The organism is Desertivirga arenae (genome assembly GCF_017355785.1).
Taxonomy (GTDB): domain Bacteria; phylum Bacteroidota; class Bacteroidia; order Sphingobacteriales; family Sphingobacteriaceae; genus Desertivirga; species Desertivirga arenae.
The window spans coordinates 34952-54246 of sequence record NZ_JAFEWE010000022.1 but is presented as its reverse complement, the minus strand read 5'-3'; the positions used below and the strand labels follow the sequence as shown (position 1 = coordinate 54246).

The window sequence follows — 19295 nt, the reverse complement described above, 5'->3', positions numbered from 1 at the left end:
TTCAGCAAGAACAATTGCTATATTCGAGCTAAATAAAATGTAATCCTTAATCAGGATATGTTAAGTCCTATTCAGGACGATGTCAAATTAATCCAGGACGAGTGTAAAGCTATACTAGGACTAGACAGCGAACCATTTGTTCAGCTCTTGTTCAGTACTTCTTCAGTTCTTGTTCAGGTCATACCCCGTTTCCGGCCTGTTTAGCTGAAGAAAGGGTAAACAAGGTATGAGCGAGAACTGAAGAAAGGGGGTAGAAAGTGTCAGATTTGCTACTTCTAAATAAGCTATACAATAACCCAAGGACCAGCATTCAATAAAAAAAGCTATTTTTACACTTTAATTACTGATCATCTTATCCATTAATGAGTAAAACTATTGTATTTGGAGGTACAGGACAATTAGGTTCATGCCTTCAGCTAGTTGCAAAAGAAAAAGGATTTACAGACATCGTTTTCCTTTCGGAAGAAGACGCTGATATTTTAAACCCTGAAGTCCTTCAAAAAACATTCGACACTCATAAACCTGCGTACTGCATCAATTGCGCGGCTTATACTGCGGTAGACAAGGCGGAAGATGAAGTAGAAATTGCCCGTAAAGTGAACAAAGACGGAGCTGCGAATCTGGCAAAACTTTGTGCTGATTATCATACCACTTTGATCCATGTATCTACCGATTTCGTTTTTGGTGGAAATGTTCCTGCTCTTTTAACTGAAGAAGATAAAGCAGAGCCTATCAACGTTTACGGTGTAACTAAACTTGAAGGAGAGCTGGTAATTCCAGAGCACACTAAAAAACACTACATCCTACGTACCAGTTGGTTATATTCTGAATTCGGCAATAACTTTGTAAAAACGATGCTCCGTTTAGGCAAAGAAAGAGATCAGTTAGGAATTATCGTAGACCAGATCGGAACGCCTACTTATGCCATTGATCTGGCTACCGTTATTTTACATATCATCGCTAATGATAATCAGCAGTTTGGTACCTATCATTACAGCAATGAAGGAGTGACGTCCTGGTTTGATTTTGCAAAAGCCATATTTGATCTAGGTGAAGTTGAAGTAAAGGCACTCCCTTTAAAAACTTCCGAATATCCTACTAAAGCTGTTCGCCCGGCTTTCTCGGTGATGGATAAGTCGAAGATCAAGAATGCCTTTGGAATTGAAATTCCATACTGGAGAGATAGTTTGAGAATATGTATTGAGAGATTAGAGGCAGAAAGAGGATAAGAAAAGAAGCAATATCTACCGTAAGCACCTGACCAACCCATATTGCTTGAACTGATCTCGATGATTTCTTTTGCTAAAAAAATAGAAAGCAATGAAATCAAGAGAAGAAATGGAGGCTGAAGTAAGAAGGTGGCGAGAAAGCGGGTTGAAGAAAAAGGACTATTGCCAGCAACAGGGAATAACAGAAAGTACTTTTAGTTACTGGATTACTCGTATTAACCAAAGCAGTCAGAAAGGTTTTGTTCCAATAAAGCCCTAGGCCAGTGTATCTTCTTCTATTGAACTAATTTACCCCAATGGCGTTCGGATAAAAGTATCCTCAACTGATTTAAAAACAATCTCACAGCTGATCAGCCTTGGTTAATGTTCAGTCTTAACTCCACTCATCGTTATTTCCTATACCAGGGTTACTGCGATATGCGGAAATCGTTCGACGGTTTATGCGGTTTGGTGATTTCTGAACTGAACAGAAATGCTACCAGCGGAGATGTATTCGTTTTTTTAAATCGTCAGCGTACATATCAAGCTACTGCATTGGGAACACGGAGGCTTTGTATTATACTACAAACGCCTGGAACAAGGCAGCTTTCCATTACCTAAAAGACAGGAGTTAAGCTGGGCAGACCTGGTGCTGATGATTGAAGGGATACAGGTGCAAAAGAGCAGACAATTGCGCCGTTATCAGATATAAAAGTGCCTTTTTTCTTGTTTAAAAGCGGTTTTTTGAGTAATTTCATGCCATGGATACGGCACTGGAAAATCTCTCAAAAGAGCAATTAATTGCTATTATCCATGCTCGTGAGGAAGAAAACGCTCACTTAAAACATCAGGTTGATCTTCTTAAACGCCTTCAATTCGGCCAAAAGCGCGAACGCTTTGAAGGCGATCCGGCTCAAGGTGTTTTACCATTTGAAACTCCAGCCGAGGAAGAAGTACAGCAGCAGGAGGAAATAAAAGAACAGATCAGCTATACCCGTAAAAAGCAATCCGCTCATAAAGGTCGTGCAGCTTTACCTGCGCATCTTCCAGTTGAAGAAGTTGAGATCTACCCAGAGGGAGACCTAACAGAAATGGTATGTATCGGCAAAGAAGTAACTGAAGAACTGGAGTGTGAGCCTGCACGTTTCTTTATCCGTCGTTATATCCGCTATAAGTATGCAGGTAAAAATGGCGAAGGTGTTAAGACTGGAGAGCTTCCCGAACGAGTGATTGACAAAGGTATACCGGGAGCAGGTTTACTCTCGATGATCCTGACCGATAAATATATGAATCACCTCCCATTGTACCGGCAGAAACAACGGTTTGCAAGGGAGAATATTCCCATTGCCTCTTCTACGATCGAAGGATGGGTAAAACAAGCTCTGGAAAGACTCGATCCTCTTTACCAGCAGCTCAGGTTTGATATCAAAGCCAAGGGTTATTTACAGGTAGATGAGACCAGCATTAAGGTGCTGGAAAGTGATAAGAAAGGTGCTGCCCATATGGGCTGGTACTGGGTGTATCATTCTCCTTTAAACGGAATGGTATTGATGGACTATCCACCCACTCGTGGTGCTCTGGCTACCAAAGATATGCTGGCTCATTTTAGAGGCTACTTGCAAAGTGATGGCTATGGCGTGTACGAAAAGATAGGTCAGCGTACAGAAGTAACGCCAGTAGCCTGTTGGGCACATGCCCGAAGAGAGTTTGAACGAGCTTTGGATAATGATAAGATTAGAGCTACTAAAGCCTTGTCGCTTATTCAACAGCTTTATGTAGTAGAACGTAAAGCAAAAGAAGAACAACTTGATGCAGAGCAAACCAAACACCTGCGCCTGGACGACTCCCTTCCGGTACTGAATGAACTGGGTAAATGGATCTTTGCTGAGGTTAAAAATACCTTACCTAAAAGCCAGATCGGAAAGGCAATGCGGTATGCGATGGAACGCTGGGATAAGTTAAGCGTGTATCTGCAGGATGGTAGTCTTCATATCGATAACAATGCCATTGAGAATGCTATCCGTCCCATTGCTTTAGGTTATGACAAGCTAATGATTATGCAAAGTGCAGCGTGATATTTCGCGCGCATTTACTGCAGTCAACCTTTTCATGGTGGTCTACTTTGCATAATAACTGGTGGTGTTTTATTTATAATCATCATATCAAAAGTGTTTAAGCCAATCCAACAGGTTATCATTTGACAGCCAAACGGGTTCTTTATGTGGGGCCACCGACGTGTAGGCTTTCTCTATCGCTTCGCGCTTAGCTCGGGAATCTGCCCGTGCGTAAACCTCTGTGGTTTGAACAGATACATGCCCGAGTATATCACGGATATATACTAGATTCACACCGGCCTGTAACAAGTGCATAGCTTTGGAATGCCTCAGCACATGGCAACTGATCTTATCAGGCAAATTAGCCTCCCTTGCGCTCCTGGCCATATCTGCATATTTAAGCAGGATATGATTCACGCCAGCTCGGGTGAGTTTCTCTCCACGGCTGTTGAAGAACAAAGGATGTTCATTATTAGCACCTTGGTCAAGCCCGTGTTCGGCGATGTAAGGCTTTAGTAATTTGACTTGGTCTTCCAGCATGGGGACAATGCGTGTCTTATTGCCTTTCCCCGCGATCCGGATCGTGTTCAATACATCGAGCCTCAAACTGGCTGGTTTAAGATCAATGATCTCTTGCACCCGTGCCCCGGTATCGTACATTAGAGACAGCAAAGCCAGGTCCCGTCTGCCTTTAACGGTGCGTATATCATGTTGCTTTAGCAGTGCCCTTATCCCTTCGATTGTTAGGTAATTCATCGGAACAGTTGCTTTACGCTTCATCGGTATAGACAATATCTTTTGGCATTCATACAAATGCTCAGGTTGCTGATACTGGATATAACTAAAAAAAGCATGTATTGCAGCTAACCTGGCATTCCTGGTCGCATTGCCATTGTTGCGTTCTGCTTGTAACCAGTCAAGGAAACCTATTACAGCACTTTGGCTGATGGCTTCCAGGGTAAGCCGGTTTACCGGTGTCCCTTGTGTTGTCATGTAGCCGATGAATAGCACGAAAGTATCCCGGTAAGCGCAGATCGTGTTCTTGCTGGCGCCACGCTCGTGAGCCAGGTACCCGGTCAGAAACCCTGACAGGTATTTCGAAAAGTCAGTGGGTTTCATAGCCAGTGGAATTAGGGAAAACATTGATACAGATCTTGTCGACGTCCTTTAGCAAGTCGGGGTACATGGATGATACGAGCCTGACGTAATGATTGGTAGACTCAATTGCTTTATGCCCAAGATAGGTAGCCAGGATAGGCAGGGAACAATAGATATCTGTTCCTCTTTCGGCCATCATCGCCAATGAGTGAACACTAAAGCTATGTCGTAGCGCATGCGGCGTAACACCTCGGCCTGCGCTGATCCCTGCAACAGATAATAACCGGCCAAACCATTTGCTGATCATTGCTCGTCTGATCTTTCGTCCATCAGGAGCTAGGAAAAAGCGGTCGTCCTTGATGAGGCTGGCTGGTAACTTGTCTCTGTAAAAAGCATATTGCTTTAGCACCACCGCCATTGAATCTGAAAAGGGGACCGCCCGTTCCTGACCATTCTTGCTGTCACGTACAATGAGATACTGGTCTTCCAGGTTAACATCCTTTACAGTTAAAGCTAATGCTTCGCCTCCTCTTAAGCCGGTTGCATACATCAACCGCAATAGGGCCGGCATTGCGAACATGCATTGTCGGGTACCTTTATCGATTCGATAACTGTCGGCAGCATCAAAGAGCTTCTTTAATTCGGCCTGCGTGTAAATATGCGGCGCAAAGTCATCTTTGCATACCGGCAGTCGTGCGATGTAAGAAGGGATACCTTGTTCATTTAAGAATGCCGCCAGCTGGTTGATCAGTACTGCCCGGTGGTAATGGTAGGAACCGGATAAGTCGGCGCTTGCTTTTAACCAGGCTTGTGAAAGGTCGGCAGTTATGCCCACATGCATTTCGCCGCGATCCATCGTGAAGCGGTCGAAAATGCCTAGAATGGCCTCTTCCGTTTCTTGTTTAAAGCCAAGTTGCCGTTTGTCGGCCAGGTATCGCTCCAGATATGGCGCGTAGATACCCGCGAATTGCTTACGCATAAAAGTGGCCTCCTTTCTGTTCGTAAAAGGCAGCGGGTACAGGTGGCGCATCTAACATGCACTGTTTCATGGAAGTCAGGTCTATACGCAAATAATATCGCGTTGACCGTGAATCTCCATGGCCAAGAACTTCTGGAAGCCTTAAACGCTTCCTGAACAGCATGAGTGACCGAACCGCTGTAAACTCGTGCAACCGGAGATCGGCCTGTCAAAAATACAAAGGGTTCTTTGGAAACTGGCCTGGCATATTTCAGGTAGTCAATGATCGCCTCACCAACATCGGAAAGGAGTCGCAACTGAAGCAACCGACCTGTTTTGTACTGATTATACGAGATTAGGCTTTGTTCCCATAACAGGTTTTCGAACTTTAGCCCGGCGATATCAGATGCCCGCATACCTAGCCTGGAAGCAATTAAGACCATCGCATAGTCACGTTTACCCCGTGGCCTTGAACGATCGATCGCAGAGATCATTCGCTGTACTTCATCCACTTTATAGACCGATGGAAGACGTGCTTGCTTCACGTATTTGTGTCGGGGAACGAACGTCGACGAATCGACCTTTAGTAGTCCTTGGTCAAATAGATACTTCAAAAAGCAGCGGATCGCGCGTAATGTCATGTGTGTCACACTTGGTTTAAGCCTGTCCAGGGTCTTGAGATAATCCAGAATAATGACCTTTTTGACCTCGCTCATTGCGTTTATGTTTCGGTCTTTCAGGTATAACAAAAACCTGCTCAGGTAGTGCTCACGTTCTTTGGTGGTCGACGGCTTTAGTCTCAAGGATTCCTGTTGCCTGATGAATTGCTTCATCTGTTTGCCAATGGTGCCATCGAGCACGATACGCTCTTTGTAACTGACCAGCGTACCGGTATCGTAAAACTCGCAAAGCACGTTGATGATCTTCACTACATCTTTGTCACACTTGGGAAGGGCAGCATAGTCAAATTCGCCAAACAGATCTAGCAGGTATTGCCTGCCGATGTTTGAGTTAAACTCGGTGATACCCTTGCTTGATAAACACAGGTGCATTCGCCGCCAGTGGTACCGATACCACTTAACGGTACCGTCTGCCCTCAGCAATTTGTTTTTCAGGACTTCGCCGGCATCGAAGATCAGTTGATTGAAAGAGTGGCTTATCCTACTCAGGTTTCTCATGACTAGTTGTTTTAACAGCCACGGTATTGTGGCCATTGAAACAACCCATGATTATGTAAAGTGCTTTTGCCATTACAAAGCTCATAACGGCCTTTTGAAAGGTTACTTTGCATAACCGTTAGCTTGTCATAACCTAAATTATGCATAGTTTTACATAATTTAGGCCGCAAGAACTATCTTTTTGCAGGAAGTCACGATGCTGCTACCCGTGCAGGAATGCTCTATTCCTTTTTTGCCATCTGCAAGAAACATGACGTAAATCCTTACCAGTGGTTAAAGTACGCAATGGAAAACATCATGACGATCAACCATAAGAATATTAGAGATCTCTACCCGCAGAACTTTAAGAAATTAGTGGAGCTTTAAAAGACGCGGTTGGTCGGGCGGATACATCTACCTTTCGCCCGTAGAAAAGAGACAGGCGATTAGGTAGGTACATTTTTTATTTAGACTGGAGTATTATATTCGTTCATCTACTTAAATGAACTGGCAGTTATCTCGAGTCCTTTCCTCGAATTCAATGGTAAGTCCTTACCTATTGCATTCTTTATTTTTTTATTACAGATTACATAATTCTCCGTGAGTTTATTCAAACGCTCTGTTGTTAACGGTAGATGTAATTTATCGCCTAACTTTGCAACTAATCGAATTAATTCAGGCGATATTCGCCACAATTTTGCATCCTTATTTATTGAAGCCGAAAGAATCCTTACAACTTCATTTGTTGACAGAGGCTCGTCATCGGAGATTTGATAAGTCCCAGAAGCAATATCGTCTCTTTCAATAAGCTCTTTTATCACAAAGCATAAATTTTCAATGCTCAAGAAGGAGCGCTTGTTTTCAAAAGCTGCTAACGGATATGGAATGTTCCTTTTTACAAGCTGATATAACAAATTCAAATTTCCTTTATTCCCCGGCCCATGAATCATACATGGTCGCAAGATGTAATATGATTTCCCTGCAGGTAATGGCTCATTTTGAATAAACTGCTCAGCCATCAGCTTTGATTTCCCATAATGAGTTTGCGGATTAGGAATATTGCTTTCAGAAAGAGAATCCAAAACACTATCAGCCGACGCTTTTACAGAACTTACGAAGACAAATTTCTTAGCCTCAGACTTTAAAAAAACCGTATAAAGGTCCTTTGTCAACTCATAATTGATCTTATAATATTCCTGCGGATCTGTAACTTTTTTTAAATCGTGGGCTTTTCCAGCGAGGTGGATAACAACTTCCGCATCTTTGAACGATAACTTTCCAATATCGTTCAAATCAGTACGACCTAATAGCTTTAATTGATAGCTATTATGTATAAAATTAACAAGATTTTTCCCTACAAAACCTGTTGTTCCGGTAATTAAAACCATTTGTTACTCAATTACTTTTTTCCTTACTTCCTCCCAAATTCGCTCCTGTTGAAAATTCTCAAGAATAAATTGTCTCCCTTGTTTACCATGAATTCGTCTAATTTCAATGTTACTGAAATAGTATTCAATTCCTTCTTTAATTGATAATGGGGTAATATCTACATAAATGCCGGTTATTCCTGGCTCTATTGAATTTATACAACCTGTACTTCTTGTAGTTATAACAGGCACCTCCATCGCTGAAGCTTCCAGATTAACAGTTCCCAATCCTTCTCGGTAGGAGGGCAATATAAAGACATCCATTAATGCGTAATAAGGTGCAGTATTTTTAACTAGATCAATATGAATGATGGAAGGGTCCTTATCAATTAACCTTTTATATTCCTCTTTAATTTTATCTCTTTCCTCAAAGGGACCAACTAACATTAATTTAGACGATGTTATTTTTTTATTAACCATTCTCCAAGCTTCAATAAGCTCAGGAATACCTTTATCATTCACAAGCCTTCCTATGTATCCAACGACAAAATCTCCATCACGAATTCCGTACTTAAGTTTAAGCGCTCGAAGCTCTAATAAGTCAACCAAATTCGGATTAAATTTCTTAGCTGCATCTACACCGTTACAGCTTCCCTTGTGCAATAATAAGTTACTACTTTTTCTACTAAGATTACTCTGAACAGATATCTCTAAAACGGAGGGACTAACACAAACAACCTTATTGGCTAAATGCCCTGTAATACGCTCAATAGTTAATAAAATAGATCTTTTGAATCCTACAGCCGTTTCAAACAATAAACCATGTCTAAAATATGTTCGCCTTTCAATATTACAAATCCAAGCGGCGAGCATTGCAAGTAAACCTCCCTTAGGTGTGTGGCCAATAACAATATTGATGCGGTGTCGTTTGATGTATTTAATTAGTAAAATTAACGCTTTAATATCCTCAACAACATCAATCTCACGTAAAACATTTATTTCTAGCAACCTAAGACCTTTATAGGACGCAAATTCATTTAAATGTTGGGAAGGGGAGCATGCTACGTGCATCTCATACCCTCTTTCTTTAAAATAATCAAACTGATCGCCAATAAAGTAGGGAAGTACAAAAGAGATATTGACAACATGTAAGATTTTTTTTTCTTGACCCATCAACTTATCGCTTAACTACTGAATTAATTATAGAAAGATGCTCCTCTATCTCTGATGCAGGTAAACATTCAGATCGTCTTTTTACCAAGTACTGTTCCCTGCCGAAAATATTAAATAAAAGGTATATAGTGTCTTTAATTAAGCTTACGAAAATCATACGTATCATTAACTTACTTCCTATGGCTTCACGCTTCTCTCTAAAAAACCTACGCATCGAACGGCTACTTTGTAGATACTTTCTTAAATAAGGTATGTTAACTTCCCTATAATACAATAAAGATTCATCCAAAACTGCAAAATTAGAGCTCTCAACTGTTCGATACCACAAATCGTAATCTTCAAGCCTCCAATAATCATCCCTATATCTATTTTCCAAGAACCATCTAGTTTTTCCAAGAACTGTGGGGTGGTTAAAAACAGAACGTTTCAGAGCTTCTTTACGGCTTTTTGGAATCTCAAGACTTCCCCTAATACCATAGGGAATATTTTGATTATCAATAGATATAATTTTTGTGCCAACCAGATCAATCTCGGGATTCTCATGCAGGAATATCAGTTGCTTCTCAAGGCGTTTAGGGTGCATAATATCGTCTGCATCCATTCTTGCTAGATAAGGGGTATCTGCAAGATCGGCAATCTGATTCAACCTTATTGATAAACCTTTTTGCTTCGAATCATCTATTAAAATGACATTTGAACAAGAGGTATACTGTTTAGCAATCTCCAAAGACCTATCCGTGGACCCATCATTCATTAAAATCAGCTTCCAATTATCTACTGATTGATTAATAACAGATAAAATTGCGTAATCTAAATATTTTTCGGCATTAAAAAATGCTATACCTACAGTAACCAAACACGACATGAGGTTTTTTATATTAATCTAAGATGTAATTTAATTCAATGAAATAGATGACTTACAAAGACAAGAACGCTCTTAATTGCTTTTTAAAAGAAGGCAGTTGAGCACTAACGGTTAACCTTTCCTTAGTTGTAGTCATACAGCTTCTAAAAGTTGTATAATTGGCCTTATGCATGTCAATAACACTTCGAATCGATATATTCATTTCTTCAAAATTATTATAGACATAACCTGGCGGGCAATCTTTCCCAAATATGGTATTGAAAATACCTAACTGTATTGATAGTATTGGTTTTTCAAAAGCTAGAGCGTCCATTATTGCCCCGCTACTAGTGAAGCCATAAGACTTATCGTCGTATAAAAATACCGAATAATCTATGTCTCTGGCCTGTTTAATATACTCGTCTCTATCCAATAATTTATTACTAGTTGAATATTCGACATAATTATTTAGGAAGGGCATCATTTCTGCAAGAACTCTTCCAACCACTATAAATTTAACTATTCCTAACTCAATTTCTTCTTTCATACTCTCTGCAAGCTTGAAAAATAGATGAGAACGTTTGGATAATTTAGCAACACCTAAATGCCCAAAAACTATTGGACCACCATCTATAGGACTCTTTTCAGGAATTACTTCAAATATATAAGGATGATCAATGCTAATAATTTGACGTTCATTTAAGAATTTTTCATTTGTTACACTATTAGCAACCTCTTCATTAAGAATTAAAAACTTTAAATTTCTTACTTGTTTTCTAAAGGCTGCCAATAGAAGCTTCGCGTAGACCCTTTCTACAATTTTCTTTTTATTCTCCTCTTTTAATAGTCCTAGTTCACTGTGCAAGGTTATAATCACTCTAATTCTTTTAAAAAGAATATAACTAAATAGTGTAACTGCATATGTTCCTAAAGGAGAAAGGGAACAGAAATAAATAAGTCTAACATTTCCTTTAGAAGCGAAGAAGAAAATTTTTATTATATACCATAATTCACTAATTAATTTCAAAAACCACTTCCATTTATTTGCAATTTCAGTATTAATGACATCAACATCAACTATTGAAACTTGCTTAGGTTTATCTGGAAACTTCGAAAAATGCTTTCTGTCTATCCAGAAATGAATGGACTCATTTTCGAAAGTGTCAATTAACAAATTGATTAAACAATTATTAATTATAACATGTTCGTTGTCAGTCTTATTTATCTCGCAGCAATAAATCATATCAGTTAAGAAAAGTCTTAAACGGTAAATAGTAATCTAGATAAGGAGCCATAAAGCTATATAAGCGAAATCCGCCAAACACTAACAATAGCGAGAATGCTAACACTTTAAATTGTAACCGATGAATTGAACTTATCATTAACCCAATCAAGAATATCTCATAATAAAGGTAAGCTAACGAAAGGCGAGTAACATCAGGAAAGCTAAGTATAAATAAAAAGTATATGACGTTTCCTGCAATTAACAAATTAAGATAACCGCGATATACTTCCCTTTTCTTATCCTCTACTCTATCTTTGAAATAAAACAACAGTGGAATAATTACAGCCCTTTTTATAGCCCCTAAAAAAAAACTAACGTATGGGTTCCCCCCCCCCCGTCCAGTCCTACCTCATTATAATGTAATAGTTTCTCTGCATATATAGAACCTGCTCCAAAGAGACCGATTATCTTTGATAAAATAAGCCCAGAAACATTCAGAAATCCTGAAATAAAAGCAATTATCAATATAACCACTAAACTTCTATTTGAAAATCGCCTATGGTATATCAAATAAGCTACAAAAAATGCGATACAAGAAATATGTATAGTACAGGCAAGACCTACGAAAATTACAAAAAGCAAAGGACGCTTACTTATAATAAAGTTTGTTGAATATAAGGTTAAGGCAATTGCAGAAAATTGTCTTATCGATGCAATGTCTGCCAGATAGTAGCAATAATAAAGAAATGTTATTATTAGTACTGCACCAGAATGCTTATTAATATAAGATAGCTTAATTCCTATCGTTAAGAAAGCAATTACAAAGCTAAAAAAAGTATAATTATCCCAAATAGACTTAATTAACCCGTTTAAGGCAGAATAGCCTGGCTCAAATTGGTTAATATATAAACCGCTTGCATACCTGTAGTAGTCGTTAAAAAAATTATAATATGAGTCCCAATCCGGCCCTGTTTCCCACCGGATCCCGGACACAAATACTAAAACCAAAAATATAAGGAATAATAAAAGTCGCCGGAATACAATGTGAACTTTGACCAGGTCTAAAACTGCTAAAGGGGCCAGAAGCGTAAATATGGCTATATAGATCAATTCTATTTCCTTTAAATGTTATGCTCTAAGCCTTTTAAATGTAAACAGAAATGCTAATAGCTTGAAAACCTTTAATGGAAGTAAGTTTCTCAATACCATTAATTTGTTACTTTCGCCGTAATATACTAATAGGGCCCGAGAAATATAATTTTTATACCCATTTTTAAAAATTTGATAATTGAAAGGAATATGTTCGCAAACACCCTCCATTAATTCATCATCATTCAACAGACTGGAATATCTCAGCCCTTTAATTGCCTCGTATTTGTATAGTCCTATCCCACCAAACGAAGAGATAACCGGAACATAACTACTTCGCTTTAATCGCTTGCTAATTAGTTTACTATTTCCAAACATCTCCTGAAAAGTTAAATATGTATTATCTCTCGGTTCTTCAATTTTTAATGCAAAAAGATCATGATATAAATTTTCAAATTTAATGTTGAAAATTTTTAAATTGGTGTACCCAAAAGAGAAAAGTCCCCCCCAATCTTTTGGGGCCTTTGAAAGCGTACTAACTATAGCACCGGGTTCAAAATCAAGAATATCAATATCTATAACAATTACCAGATCGATTTCGGACAATGTACTTATATACTCCAAATAAAGGTTTCTATAAGTTGCCATCTTCTCAATTCTGTAATAACTTGTAGATGGTATAACGTTTTTTGATGTTGGCGCCGGAATCGTAGGTAACTTGTAATCCTTTGATATTATCTTAACCCCTTCACTAGATGACTCCCATTCCCATAACACTTGCTTAGTCAAATCCTTACTATCGTTTTCCACAACCACAACATGTGAAGACCGAAAATACCGTCGTAATTCTTCTATACGTGGAATATTCTGTCGCAGTTGATCTTCGCAATCTCTAGCGAGAGCACATATTACAACAGAGTAATCTAAAGAACTTTTAGGCATCTTTTTTTGAATAGTAATTAACGCTATCTTGATTAAGTAAAAATGTATTCTTTTCGAACCTGTAGTGTACTGAGAAAAAATTTAAAAAGAATGAATAATACTTCACCCCGATAATTTTTTTAAAAATTTTAAGCACTACAAATACTTTTCTTATTTGGCTATCTCTATTGGTAATCAAGTTTGGATTTGAATAGTTTGCATCTAACACCTTTTCACCTGTTAACAACTTACTTTCTTTGAAGATCTTATACAAATTTTCATCTACATTAAATGGGTCTTTGCAATTTATGCTCTTCTCAATCTCTCTGTAAAGTCTCCTGTGGAGGGGAATTATTTTTTCATTATTACTAAAAACGTTAAAACCGTAAGAAAGCTGCATAAATCGTTCGTACCCAAGATCGAACAATAAATTTGTGTATTCTTCAAATAACGGCTTGTATTCAGGAAAGGCTTCTGTGTTATATTTAGGATGTCTTCTGTTAATCAACGAAGGGTTTTTAGGATTGAATCCAGAAAAATGAAAGAACAATAGTGGAAATTCCTCCTCAGTCTCAATATTCCGAACAAAGTACCTACCGTCCTTATTAACAAGCGTCCTTTCGTGCAAGTTCCAGATTGCCGTATTGATTCCGCAATGATGAGATATTTTTACCTGGTCAGGAAAAAAGGCTGGAATAAAATCAAACCATTTCTGATCAACATGGAGAGCGTCAAACTTATCAGCATAACATTTTTCACGCAACCTGTTCATCCACCATTTGATTAGCTTATTTGTTGTTTCTGATCTTTTTAATGCTAAAAATCCCAGGTTATAAATACCTACAAATAATATCTCTTCTTCGGGAACAGCACCTGTAAAAACTTCCTGAATATTGTTATAGTGGGGAGTAATCATTACATCAGAAGTTTTCAGGCAATCAAAAATATAATCAAAACTATGGGTAGCGTAAGTATCTGGATCTACAAATACAAGATTATCGTACTTTTCCAGGAGCAGGTTAATACAAAATGGTTTAATTGATGTAGCATATTCAATTACATTATACTTGAAAGCCATATTCTTCCATTCTGGAATCCATGATTCGTTAGGGAAGACAACATCTTCATCCTCTATACCAGATGGAGTATCTGCAATAAAAATCACAAAATCTATGTCAGGATTAGTAGTTTTTAAAGATTGTTTAAGTACAAGAGCTTGTGATAGGTAGTTCTTTGCGCAAATAGTGAAAATAACATTTTTCATACTTCCGGAGTAAAAATACAGCTTAAATATAAGTTTAATTGTTATTGTTAAATATCTATCCTTGTCCAGGATTCAGGATAAAAATCAGTTGAGGTATCAGTAGCTAAAAATTTTGAAGGACTTATCACAATCTTAGCATCATAATTATTCAACCATGCTGCCCACCAGCTAAATGTGCTATTTGAAATAATATTATGTTTACAAATTGACATTAGATACATATCTTTCCAAGAGTTATCATCCTTATTATTAGTTACATAGGTCACTTTGTCGAGGAGAAGATTCTCTTTTACCCATTTCATGTCATTCGAGAAGACAAAAAAGTGAGGTCTATCTATCTCACTTTTGATTAGTTGTATAGCCCTCATAAAATACTCCAAGGTGCAAACTCCACCAAATAATGACGCATTTTCATTATTCAAATAATCACCTCTTCTTACATGAATCGAAACGCTATTAGAACCTCGGATTTCATTAACATGCCCTATATTAATAAGATCATTCGCTCTAAGTTCCCGGAACTTAAATGTTTCTCTTATTAACCGCTCCGAAAAACTAAAATATTTCTCTAAATGCCAGCCTCCGTAATAGAAGGTTATTTTGTTGGAAGGAGATAAATACTCGGAGTTGAACGTATAGTCGAAATTTTCGAAAATAATGTTGCATCCCAACAATTTTAGAAAAGCTCTGATCGGTCTCGTAATATACTTATTCAGCAATAGAAACTTGAAAACTATTAACAACACGAATTCTAAAGGAGTCTTCTTTAACCGTATGTTGAATACTTTATCTAACTCAAAGCCATTATGACTTTCATTACTACAAAAATTAATTATATAGGTTGACCTATTAATACGCTTTTTATTAAGATAAAATGCATATTGCGACATTTGGTTTCCTAAACCATTAAAAACAACTACAATATCCACTATAAGTCCCTTCTTTTAATAAACTTAGCAGGGTTACCTCCCCATATTTCATTGTCAGGAATGTCTTTAAATACGACCGACCCAGCAGCAATAATTACGTTGGCACCAATTGTTACTCCTTTTAAAATAATCGAATTCATACCAATAAAAACGTTATCTTTTATCACAACTGGAAATTTTCTCATATACTCATAATCTAAATCTGTGTGCCAGTGATTATAATTGAGAGAATGAAAATCACTATCTACAATTGTTACACCTCCTCCAATTAAAATATTATCTCCTAAACTTACCGATGATGTAGCTACGATAGTTGCATTACTCATTCCAACCTTATTTCCTATTATAAGATTCGCTCCTGACCAAACAACAAATTTGCAACGGTTACTTCTGCCAAGTGTTGCATATTTAGCTTCACTAACTAAACCGACGTCATCTCCGAGTTTTAACCTACCATTTTTATCTATATCAAGTATCGGCACTCCCACTGCCGTGAAGCGCCTAAACTCAACCTTGTTTAAGCGAAACAGTATCTTTGTAATAAAATGGGTATACTTCACATACCATTCAAAATGCTTTTTTTTAAGGAATCTAAACAGAGACATTCTCGAAATGACCAATAATTTATTTTATATTACTTATTCCATATACCTTTAGCCGTACCATTCAAAATTCTACGGCACTGAAAATAAAATGTCATCCCCATCACTAGAACAATAAGAATATTCGAAAAAACTAAACCGCTTATGCCCCACCACCGGGCAAACAATACTCCTATCGGTATATTAATTAAAGCACTTATTCCATATAATATCAATTGCAATCTAATTTTACCGACACCATTTATGAAATAGTTATGTACGGTCATCCAGCATATGGCTACTGCATAAATAGCCATGCTTGCAGATGTTAGAAAGTCAATTTTAATGCTTTCACCTACCCATACCCTATAAATATAAGGAGATAACAATAGCATAATAACTGCCAGTACAATTGATGCTAGCCAAACTTTATATATCTTGCTAAATGCATTTTTGATCCAGCTTAAGTCATTCTTTATATAAGCATCAGCGAATGCAACCCAAAACGGATCCATAAAAATCGTAAAGAATGCCACTATCAAGTAAAACAAGCGATAGGTAACATTAAATATAGCTACTTCTTTTGGCCCAAGAACCTGTGTTAGAATAATGTTATCTGTTTGAAAAAGAATAAGAGCGCCTATTTGGATAAAAAAAAATTTTCCTCCTATATTCAACAAACCCTTAGCATAGTTTCTTTTTATGTGCGATATCTGCGGTGAAAATTTTTTAAAGCGTGTTAGGTATACTACAAATGAAGTAACGAGTTGACAAAAGATTGGAATACTTACGAGAAGCAATACTAAGTAGAGTAAAGTCGGCGTGGTGAATCTAATAAGCAAAAAAACACCCAATAAAGAAAGTATTTGTCCTAGCCCATTAACAACAGATACAGTTGAAACCAATTGAAATGCAGTAAGTACACTGAATATTAGCTGCGTGACTAGTTGGATACAAAAGCCACCCATCACAATTAAAGAAAGGGTAGCTATATAACTATTGCTTAAATCATCGACATTAAGTATGCTATTCCAACTTAAAAAAGGATTAATAACTGCAAAACATATAAAAACGATTAATGAGATTGCACCAATCATTGCATATGTAGAGCTTATATACGCTTTCGAATCCTGATCTTGGTTCAAAGCATTACTTTCAGCCAGTCGATTTTTTAATCCATGTCCTAACCCAACATCAAAAAAATTAAACCAACTTATAATCGAACTTAAAGTTAACCAAATTCCATATTGACGAGGTTGTATGTAATTAATAGTCATTGGTATTAAAAAGAAAGTAGCAGCCATGGAGGCACCTTTACATAGCAACGAGACTAATATGTTTCTTTTTGCACTTAATGTTCTCTCATGTCCTTTGAAGAATTTTTTTATAGACATGGTCAAAGAATTGATCATCTTACTGTTATGAAATTGAATTTTATATGATAGAGGTTTTTATATAAATCAAAGATGGTCATTGACTATCAACTACTGTTGCATCGCAAACTGAACTAACCTAATACGCCTTACCCGATCTGTTAAAGTTTTTCTTTTCTTAAACATCCATATTATTTGTTATTCTTTTTGAATAACCTATCGTATATTTTGAACTCCAGCCATGTAAATCTACAACAGATGACTAAGTAATTTAAAAGATGCAAAACTAGGAAAAAATCAGGTAATTTTTTAATTTAAATTAAATGAATAATCCGAGCAGCTAAATTTGGAAATATCCCATTACACCTAACCATTAATGCCCATTACATTACTTCACCAGATTTAACCACGTCGGAGACGGCATTTGTACCAGGAAGTGTAGCCTCCCCGATTCAGACTGCTTTGTTTACGAGTTCTCGAAACTATTAAAAAGGCGATTTGATATCAATACACCACGAGCCGCACCCCTGACCACCCCACAATTGTGTTCATTTTCAATGCTTTGTGCGGCCTTTAGAACTTTTTTGACAGTACGTTTTCAAAGTTTTATACGCATGGGCAATGGTGCATAGAAATGTTTGAGCGTCGGATCCTTAGGACTTTAAAAAGCTTGCTAAGCAGCCAGAAATGAACAAATTGTAAATAAGAGTTGGAAAAAAAAACTACTTTTACCCCTTATTTATCAACTTTTTCATTTATGAGTAAAACATTCGGATTATACGGTATCAAGGAGGGCATGTTTTGCTTTAATGTCCTTCGAACAAAACAGTTTAAAGAATCTGTTTTCGAGTGTAAGACGAAACATTAGACATGGTGATGGACATTCTTGTAAATCTTTAATTCGAGTATTTAGAAAATAGTTGAGAACCAAGTTTACTTAACGCGGGATTCACATTTTAATAGAAATCATTTATGACACCTATTGACGTAACAGTCGTGGCCTATTTATAGCTAACAAGATGTGCTCTTCAAAAATCATTTTTGATTAAATATTAATTCAGTTAATAATGAAAGGAATTATACTAGCAGGAGGATCAGGTACAAGACTACATCCCCTAACCCTTGCCACAAGTAAACAAATGATGCCGGTTTATGATAAGCCGATGATCTATTATCCGCTGTCTATTTTGATGTTGGCGGGAATAAAGGAAGTCCTTATCATCAGCACCCCTCATGACTTGCCAAACTTTGAGAAGCTTTTAGGAGATGGAAGTCGCATTGGTTGCAAATTCACTTACGCTGTGCAGGAACAGCCAAACGGTCTGGCTCAGGCATTTGTAATAGGCGAAGAATTTGTTGGAGACGACAGCGTTGCATTAATTTTAGGGGATAATATTTTCTATGGGGATGGTCTATCTGTTTTATTACAGGAGCTAAAAGAACCAGAAGGAGGTGTAGTTTTTGCTTATCCGGTAGCTGATCCTGAGCGCTATGGTGTAGTTGAATTTGATGCAAATAATCAGGTTATCTCTATTGAAGAGAAGCCAGAAAAACCAAAATCAAATTATGCTGTTCCTGGATTGTATTTTTACGATAACTCAGTTATTGAGATCGCAAAGAACATAGAGCCCTCACCTAGGGGAGAGTATGAAATCACTGATGTAAATAAAGAATACCTACGCAGAGAAAAGCTGAAAGTTGGTGTATTGAGTCGCGGTACTGCATGGTTGGATACGGGAACCTTCAATTCACTAATGCAAGCAGGTCAGTTTGTACAGGTGATTGAAGAACGTCAAGGCTTGAAAATCGGATGTATTGAGGAGATTGCTTATCGTATGGGCTTTATTACTGCTGAAGAATTGAAAGAAGTGGCAGCTCCTTTGGTGAAGAGTGGCTATGGTCAGTATCTTCTGAGAATCCTGCAGCACGATATCTTGTAATACCCTCTATAGGCCGATTTGTTCTGGTAGAGAGAGAATCTGCAATATTTTTATGAAAAATACAAAGAGAGCGCAAACAAAATAGGATTTTTTCAATTATACTTCATAAACGAA

General features: G+C 37.6%; 17 protein-coding genes and 2 pseudogenes. 6 read left to right on the top strand and 13 right to left on the bottom strand.

Annotation, left to right across the window (positions count from 1 at the left end; all coding sequences use genetic code 11):
* Positions 1-362: 362 nt before the first annotated feature.
* The 4 genes and pseudogenes from rfbD (at position 363) to tnpC (ending at position 3283) form a co-directional block, all read left to right on the top strand.
* On the top strand, positions 363-1229 hold the full coding sequence (gene rfbD, locus J4N24_RS24780) for a dTDP-4-dehydrorhamnose reductase (protein WP_207536430.1): 867 nt from the start codon (positions 363-365) through the stop codon (positions 1227-1229).
* Between the two features lie 91 nt (positions 1230-1320).
* A complete protein-coding gene (tnpA, locus tag J4N24_RS24775) occupies positions 1321-1488 on the top strand; it encodes an IS66 family insertion sequence element accessory protein TnpA (protein ID WP_207536429.1) in 168 nt (55 codons plus the stop codon).
* Between the two features lie 104 nt (positions 1489-1592).
* A pseudogene (gene tnpB / locus J4N24_RS24770) lies at positions 1593-1920 on the top strand (IS66 family insertion sequence element accessory protein TnpB).
* A gap of 49 nt (positions 1921-1969) precedes the next feature.
* Complete coding sequence (gene tnpC / locus J4N24_RS24765; RefSeq protein WP_207536427.1) at positions 1970-3283, top strand: IS66 family transposase; 1314 nt, start codon at positions 1970-1972, stop codon at positions 3281-3283.
* Positions 3284-3370: 87 nt separating this feature from the next.
* On the opposite strand, the gene J4N24_RS24760 is transcribed toward tnpC, so the two are convergent.
* From J4N24_RS24760 to J4N24_RS24750, 3 genes are read right to left on the bottom strand one after another with little or no spacing between them, the layout of a single operon-like run.
* Positions 3371-4381, bottom strand: coding sequence for a site-specific integrase (locus J4N24_RS24760; RefSeq protein ID WP_207536426.1), 1011 nt, complete (start codon positions 4379-4381; stop codon positions 3371-3373).
* Positions 4368-5216: a tyrosine-type recombinase/integrase gene (locus tag J4N24_RS24755; protein ID WP_207536425.1), complete on the bottom strand. Its 849-nt coding sequence runs from the start codon at positions 5214-5216 to the stop codon at positions 4368-4370. The genes J4N24_RS24760 and J4N24_RS24755 overlap by 14 nt, the downstream gene beginning before the upstream one ends.
* Before the next feature lie 20 nt (positions 5217-5236).
* Entirely contained in the window at positions 5237-6496 is a 1260-nt protein-coding gene (locus J4N24_RS24750; RefSeq protein ID WP_207536424.1) for a tyrosine-type recombinase/integrase, read from the bottom strand.
* A gap of 159 nt (positions 6497-6655) precedes the next feature.
* On the opposite strand from J4N24_RS24750, the pseudogene J4N24_RS24745 reads away from it, so the two are divergent.
* Positions 6656-6862 (top strand): annotated as a pseudogene (locus J4N24_RS24745) (IS66 family transposase); the annotation flags it as partial.
* A gap of 107 nt (positions 6863-6969) precedes the next feature.
* Here J4N24_RS24745 and J4N24_RS24740 read toward each other — a convergent pair.
* The 10 genes from J4N24_RS24740 to J4N24_RS24690 form a co-directional block, all read right to left on the bottom strand.
* Entirely contained in the window at positions 6970-7863 is an 894-nt protein-coding gene (locus J4N24_RS24740; RefSeq protein WP_207536423.1) for an NAD-dependent epimerase/dehydratase family protein, read from the bottom strand.
* A gap of 3 nt (positions 7864-7866) precedes the next feature.
* On the bottom strand, positions 7867-9015 hold the full coding sequence (locus tag J4N24_RS24735; protein ID WP_207536422.1) for a glycosyltransferase family 4 protein: 1149 nt from the start codon (positions 9013-9015) through the stop codon (positions 7867-7869).
* Between the two features lie 4 nt (positions 9016-9019).
* A complete protein-coding gene (locus tag J4N24_RS24730; protein WP_207536421.1) occupies positions 9020-9880 on the bottom strand; it encodes a glycosyltransferase in 861 nt (286 codons plus the stop codon).
* A 52-nt stretch (positions 9881-9932) separates the two neighbouring features.
* Positions 9933-11033 (bottom strand): hypothetical protein, encoded by a 1101-nt coding sequence (locus tag J4N24_RS24725; RefSeq protein WP_207536420.1) that lies wholly within the window; start codon positions 11031-11033, stop codon positions 9933-9935.
* Positions 11034-11444: 411 nt separating this feature from the next.
* Positions 11445-12194 (bottom strand): EpsG family protein, encoded by a 750-nt coding sequence (locus J4N24_RS25960; protein WP_207536418.1) that lies wholly within the window; start codon positions 12192-12194, stop codon positions 11445-11447.
* An 18-nt stretch (positions 12195-12212) separates the two neighbouring features.
* Positions 12213-12983 carry a hypothetical protein gene (locus J4N24_RS24710; RefSeq protein WP_207536417.1) on the bottom strand — a complete coding sequence of 257 codons (771 nt, stop codon included), beginning with the start codon at positions 12981-12983 and terminating at the stop codon, positions 12213-12215.
* A 124-nt stretch (positions 12984-13107) separates the two neighbouring features.
* A complete protein-coding gene (locus tag J4N24_RS24705; RefSeq protein ID WP_207536416.1) occupies positions 13108-14358 on the bottom strand; it encodes a hypothetical protein in 1251 nt (416 codons plus the stop codon).
* 47 nt (positions 14359-14405) lie between these two features.
* The gene (locus J4N24_RS24700; protein WP_207536415.1) at positions 14406-15248 is read right to left on the bottom strand and encodes an alpha-1,2-fucosyltransferase; all 843 of its coding nucleotides are present in this window, start codon (positions 15246-15248) and stop codon (positions 14406-14408) included.
* Between the two features lie 38 nt (positions 15249-15286).
* Positions 15287-15892: an acyltransferase gene (locus J4N24_RS24695; RefSeq protein WP_207536414.1), complete on the bottom strand. Its 606-nt coding sequence runs from the start codon at positions 15890-15892 to the stop codon at positions 15287-15289.
* Positions 15893-15921: 29 nt separating this feature from the next.
* Positions 15922-17280 carry a lipopolysaccharide biosynthesis protein gene (locus J4N24_RS24690; protein WP_207536413.1) on the bottom strand — a complete coding sequence of 453 codons (1359 nt, stop codon included), beginning with the start codon at positions 17278-17280 and terminating at the stop codon, positions 15922-15924.
* Positions 17281-18308: 1028 nt separating this feature from the next.
* On the opposite strand from J4N24_RS24690, the gene rfbA reads away from it, so the two are divergent.
* Complete coding sequence (gene rfbA / locus J4N24_RS24685) at positions 18309-19181, top strand: glucose-1-phosphate thymidylyltransferase RfbA (protein WP_207536412.1); 873 nt, start codon at positions 18309-18311, stop codon at positions 19179-19181.
* Positions 19182-19295: the final 114 nt, after the last annotated feature.

Coding starts and splice junctions, on each gene's coding strand:
- J4N24_RS24750 (WP_207536424.1), bottom strand. CDS start 6,496: ATGAGAAACCTGAGTAGGATAAGCCACTCTTTCAATCAACTGATCTTC.
- J4N24_RS24705 (WP_207536416.1), bottom strand. CDS start 14,358: ATGAAAAATGTTATTTTCACTATTTGCGCAAAGAACTACCTATCACAA.
- tnpC (WP_207536427.1), top strand. CDS start 1,970: ATGGATACGGCACTGGAAAATCTCTCAAAAGAGCAATTAATTGCTATT.
- J4N24_RS24760 (WP_207536426.1), bottom strand. CDS start 4,381: ATGAAACCCACTGACTTTTCGAAATACCTGTCAGGGTTTCTGACCGGG.
- rfbD (WP_207536430.1), top strand. CDS start 363: ATGAGTAAAACTATTGTATTTGGAGGTACAGGACAATTAGGTTCATGC.
- J4N24_RS24755 (WP_207536425.1), bottom strand. CDS start 5,216: ATGGATCGCGGCGAAATGCATGTGGGCATAACTGCCGACCTTTCACAA.
- J4N24_RS24740 (WP_207536423.1), bottom strand. CDS start 7,863: ATGGTTTTAATTACCGGAACAACAGGTTTTGTAGGGAAAAATCTTGTT.
- J4N24_RS24730 (WP_207536421.1), bottom strand. CDS start 9,880: ATGTCGTGTTTGGTTACTGTAGGTATAGCATTTTTTAATGCCGAAAAA.
- J4N24_RS24690 (WP_207536413.1), bottom strand. CDS start 17,280: ATGATCAATTCTTTGACCATGTCTATAAAAAAATTCTTCAAAGGACAT.
- rfbA (WP_207536412.1), top strand. CDS start 18,309: ATGAAAGGAATTATACTAGCAGGAGGATCAGGTACAAGACTACATCCC.
- J4N24_RS24700 (WP_207536415.1), bottom strand. CDS start 15,248: ATGTCGCAATATGCATTTTATCTTAATAAAAAGCGTATTAATAGGTCA.
- tnpA (WP_207536429.1), top strand. CDS start 1,321: ATGAAATCAAGAGAAGAAATGGAGGCTGAAGTAAGAAGGTGGCGAGAA.
- J4N24_RS24735 (WP_207536422.1), bottom strand. CDS start 9,015: ATGGGTCAAGAAAAAAAAATCTTACATGTTGTCAATATCTCTTTTGTA.
- J4N24_RS24695 (WP_207536414.1), bottom strand. CDS start 15,892: ATGTCTCTGTTTAGATTCCTTAAAAAAAAGCATTTTGAATGGTATGTG.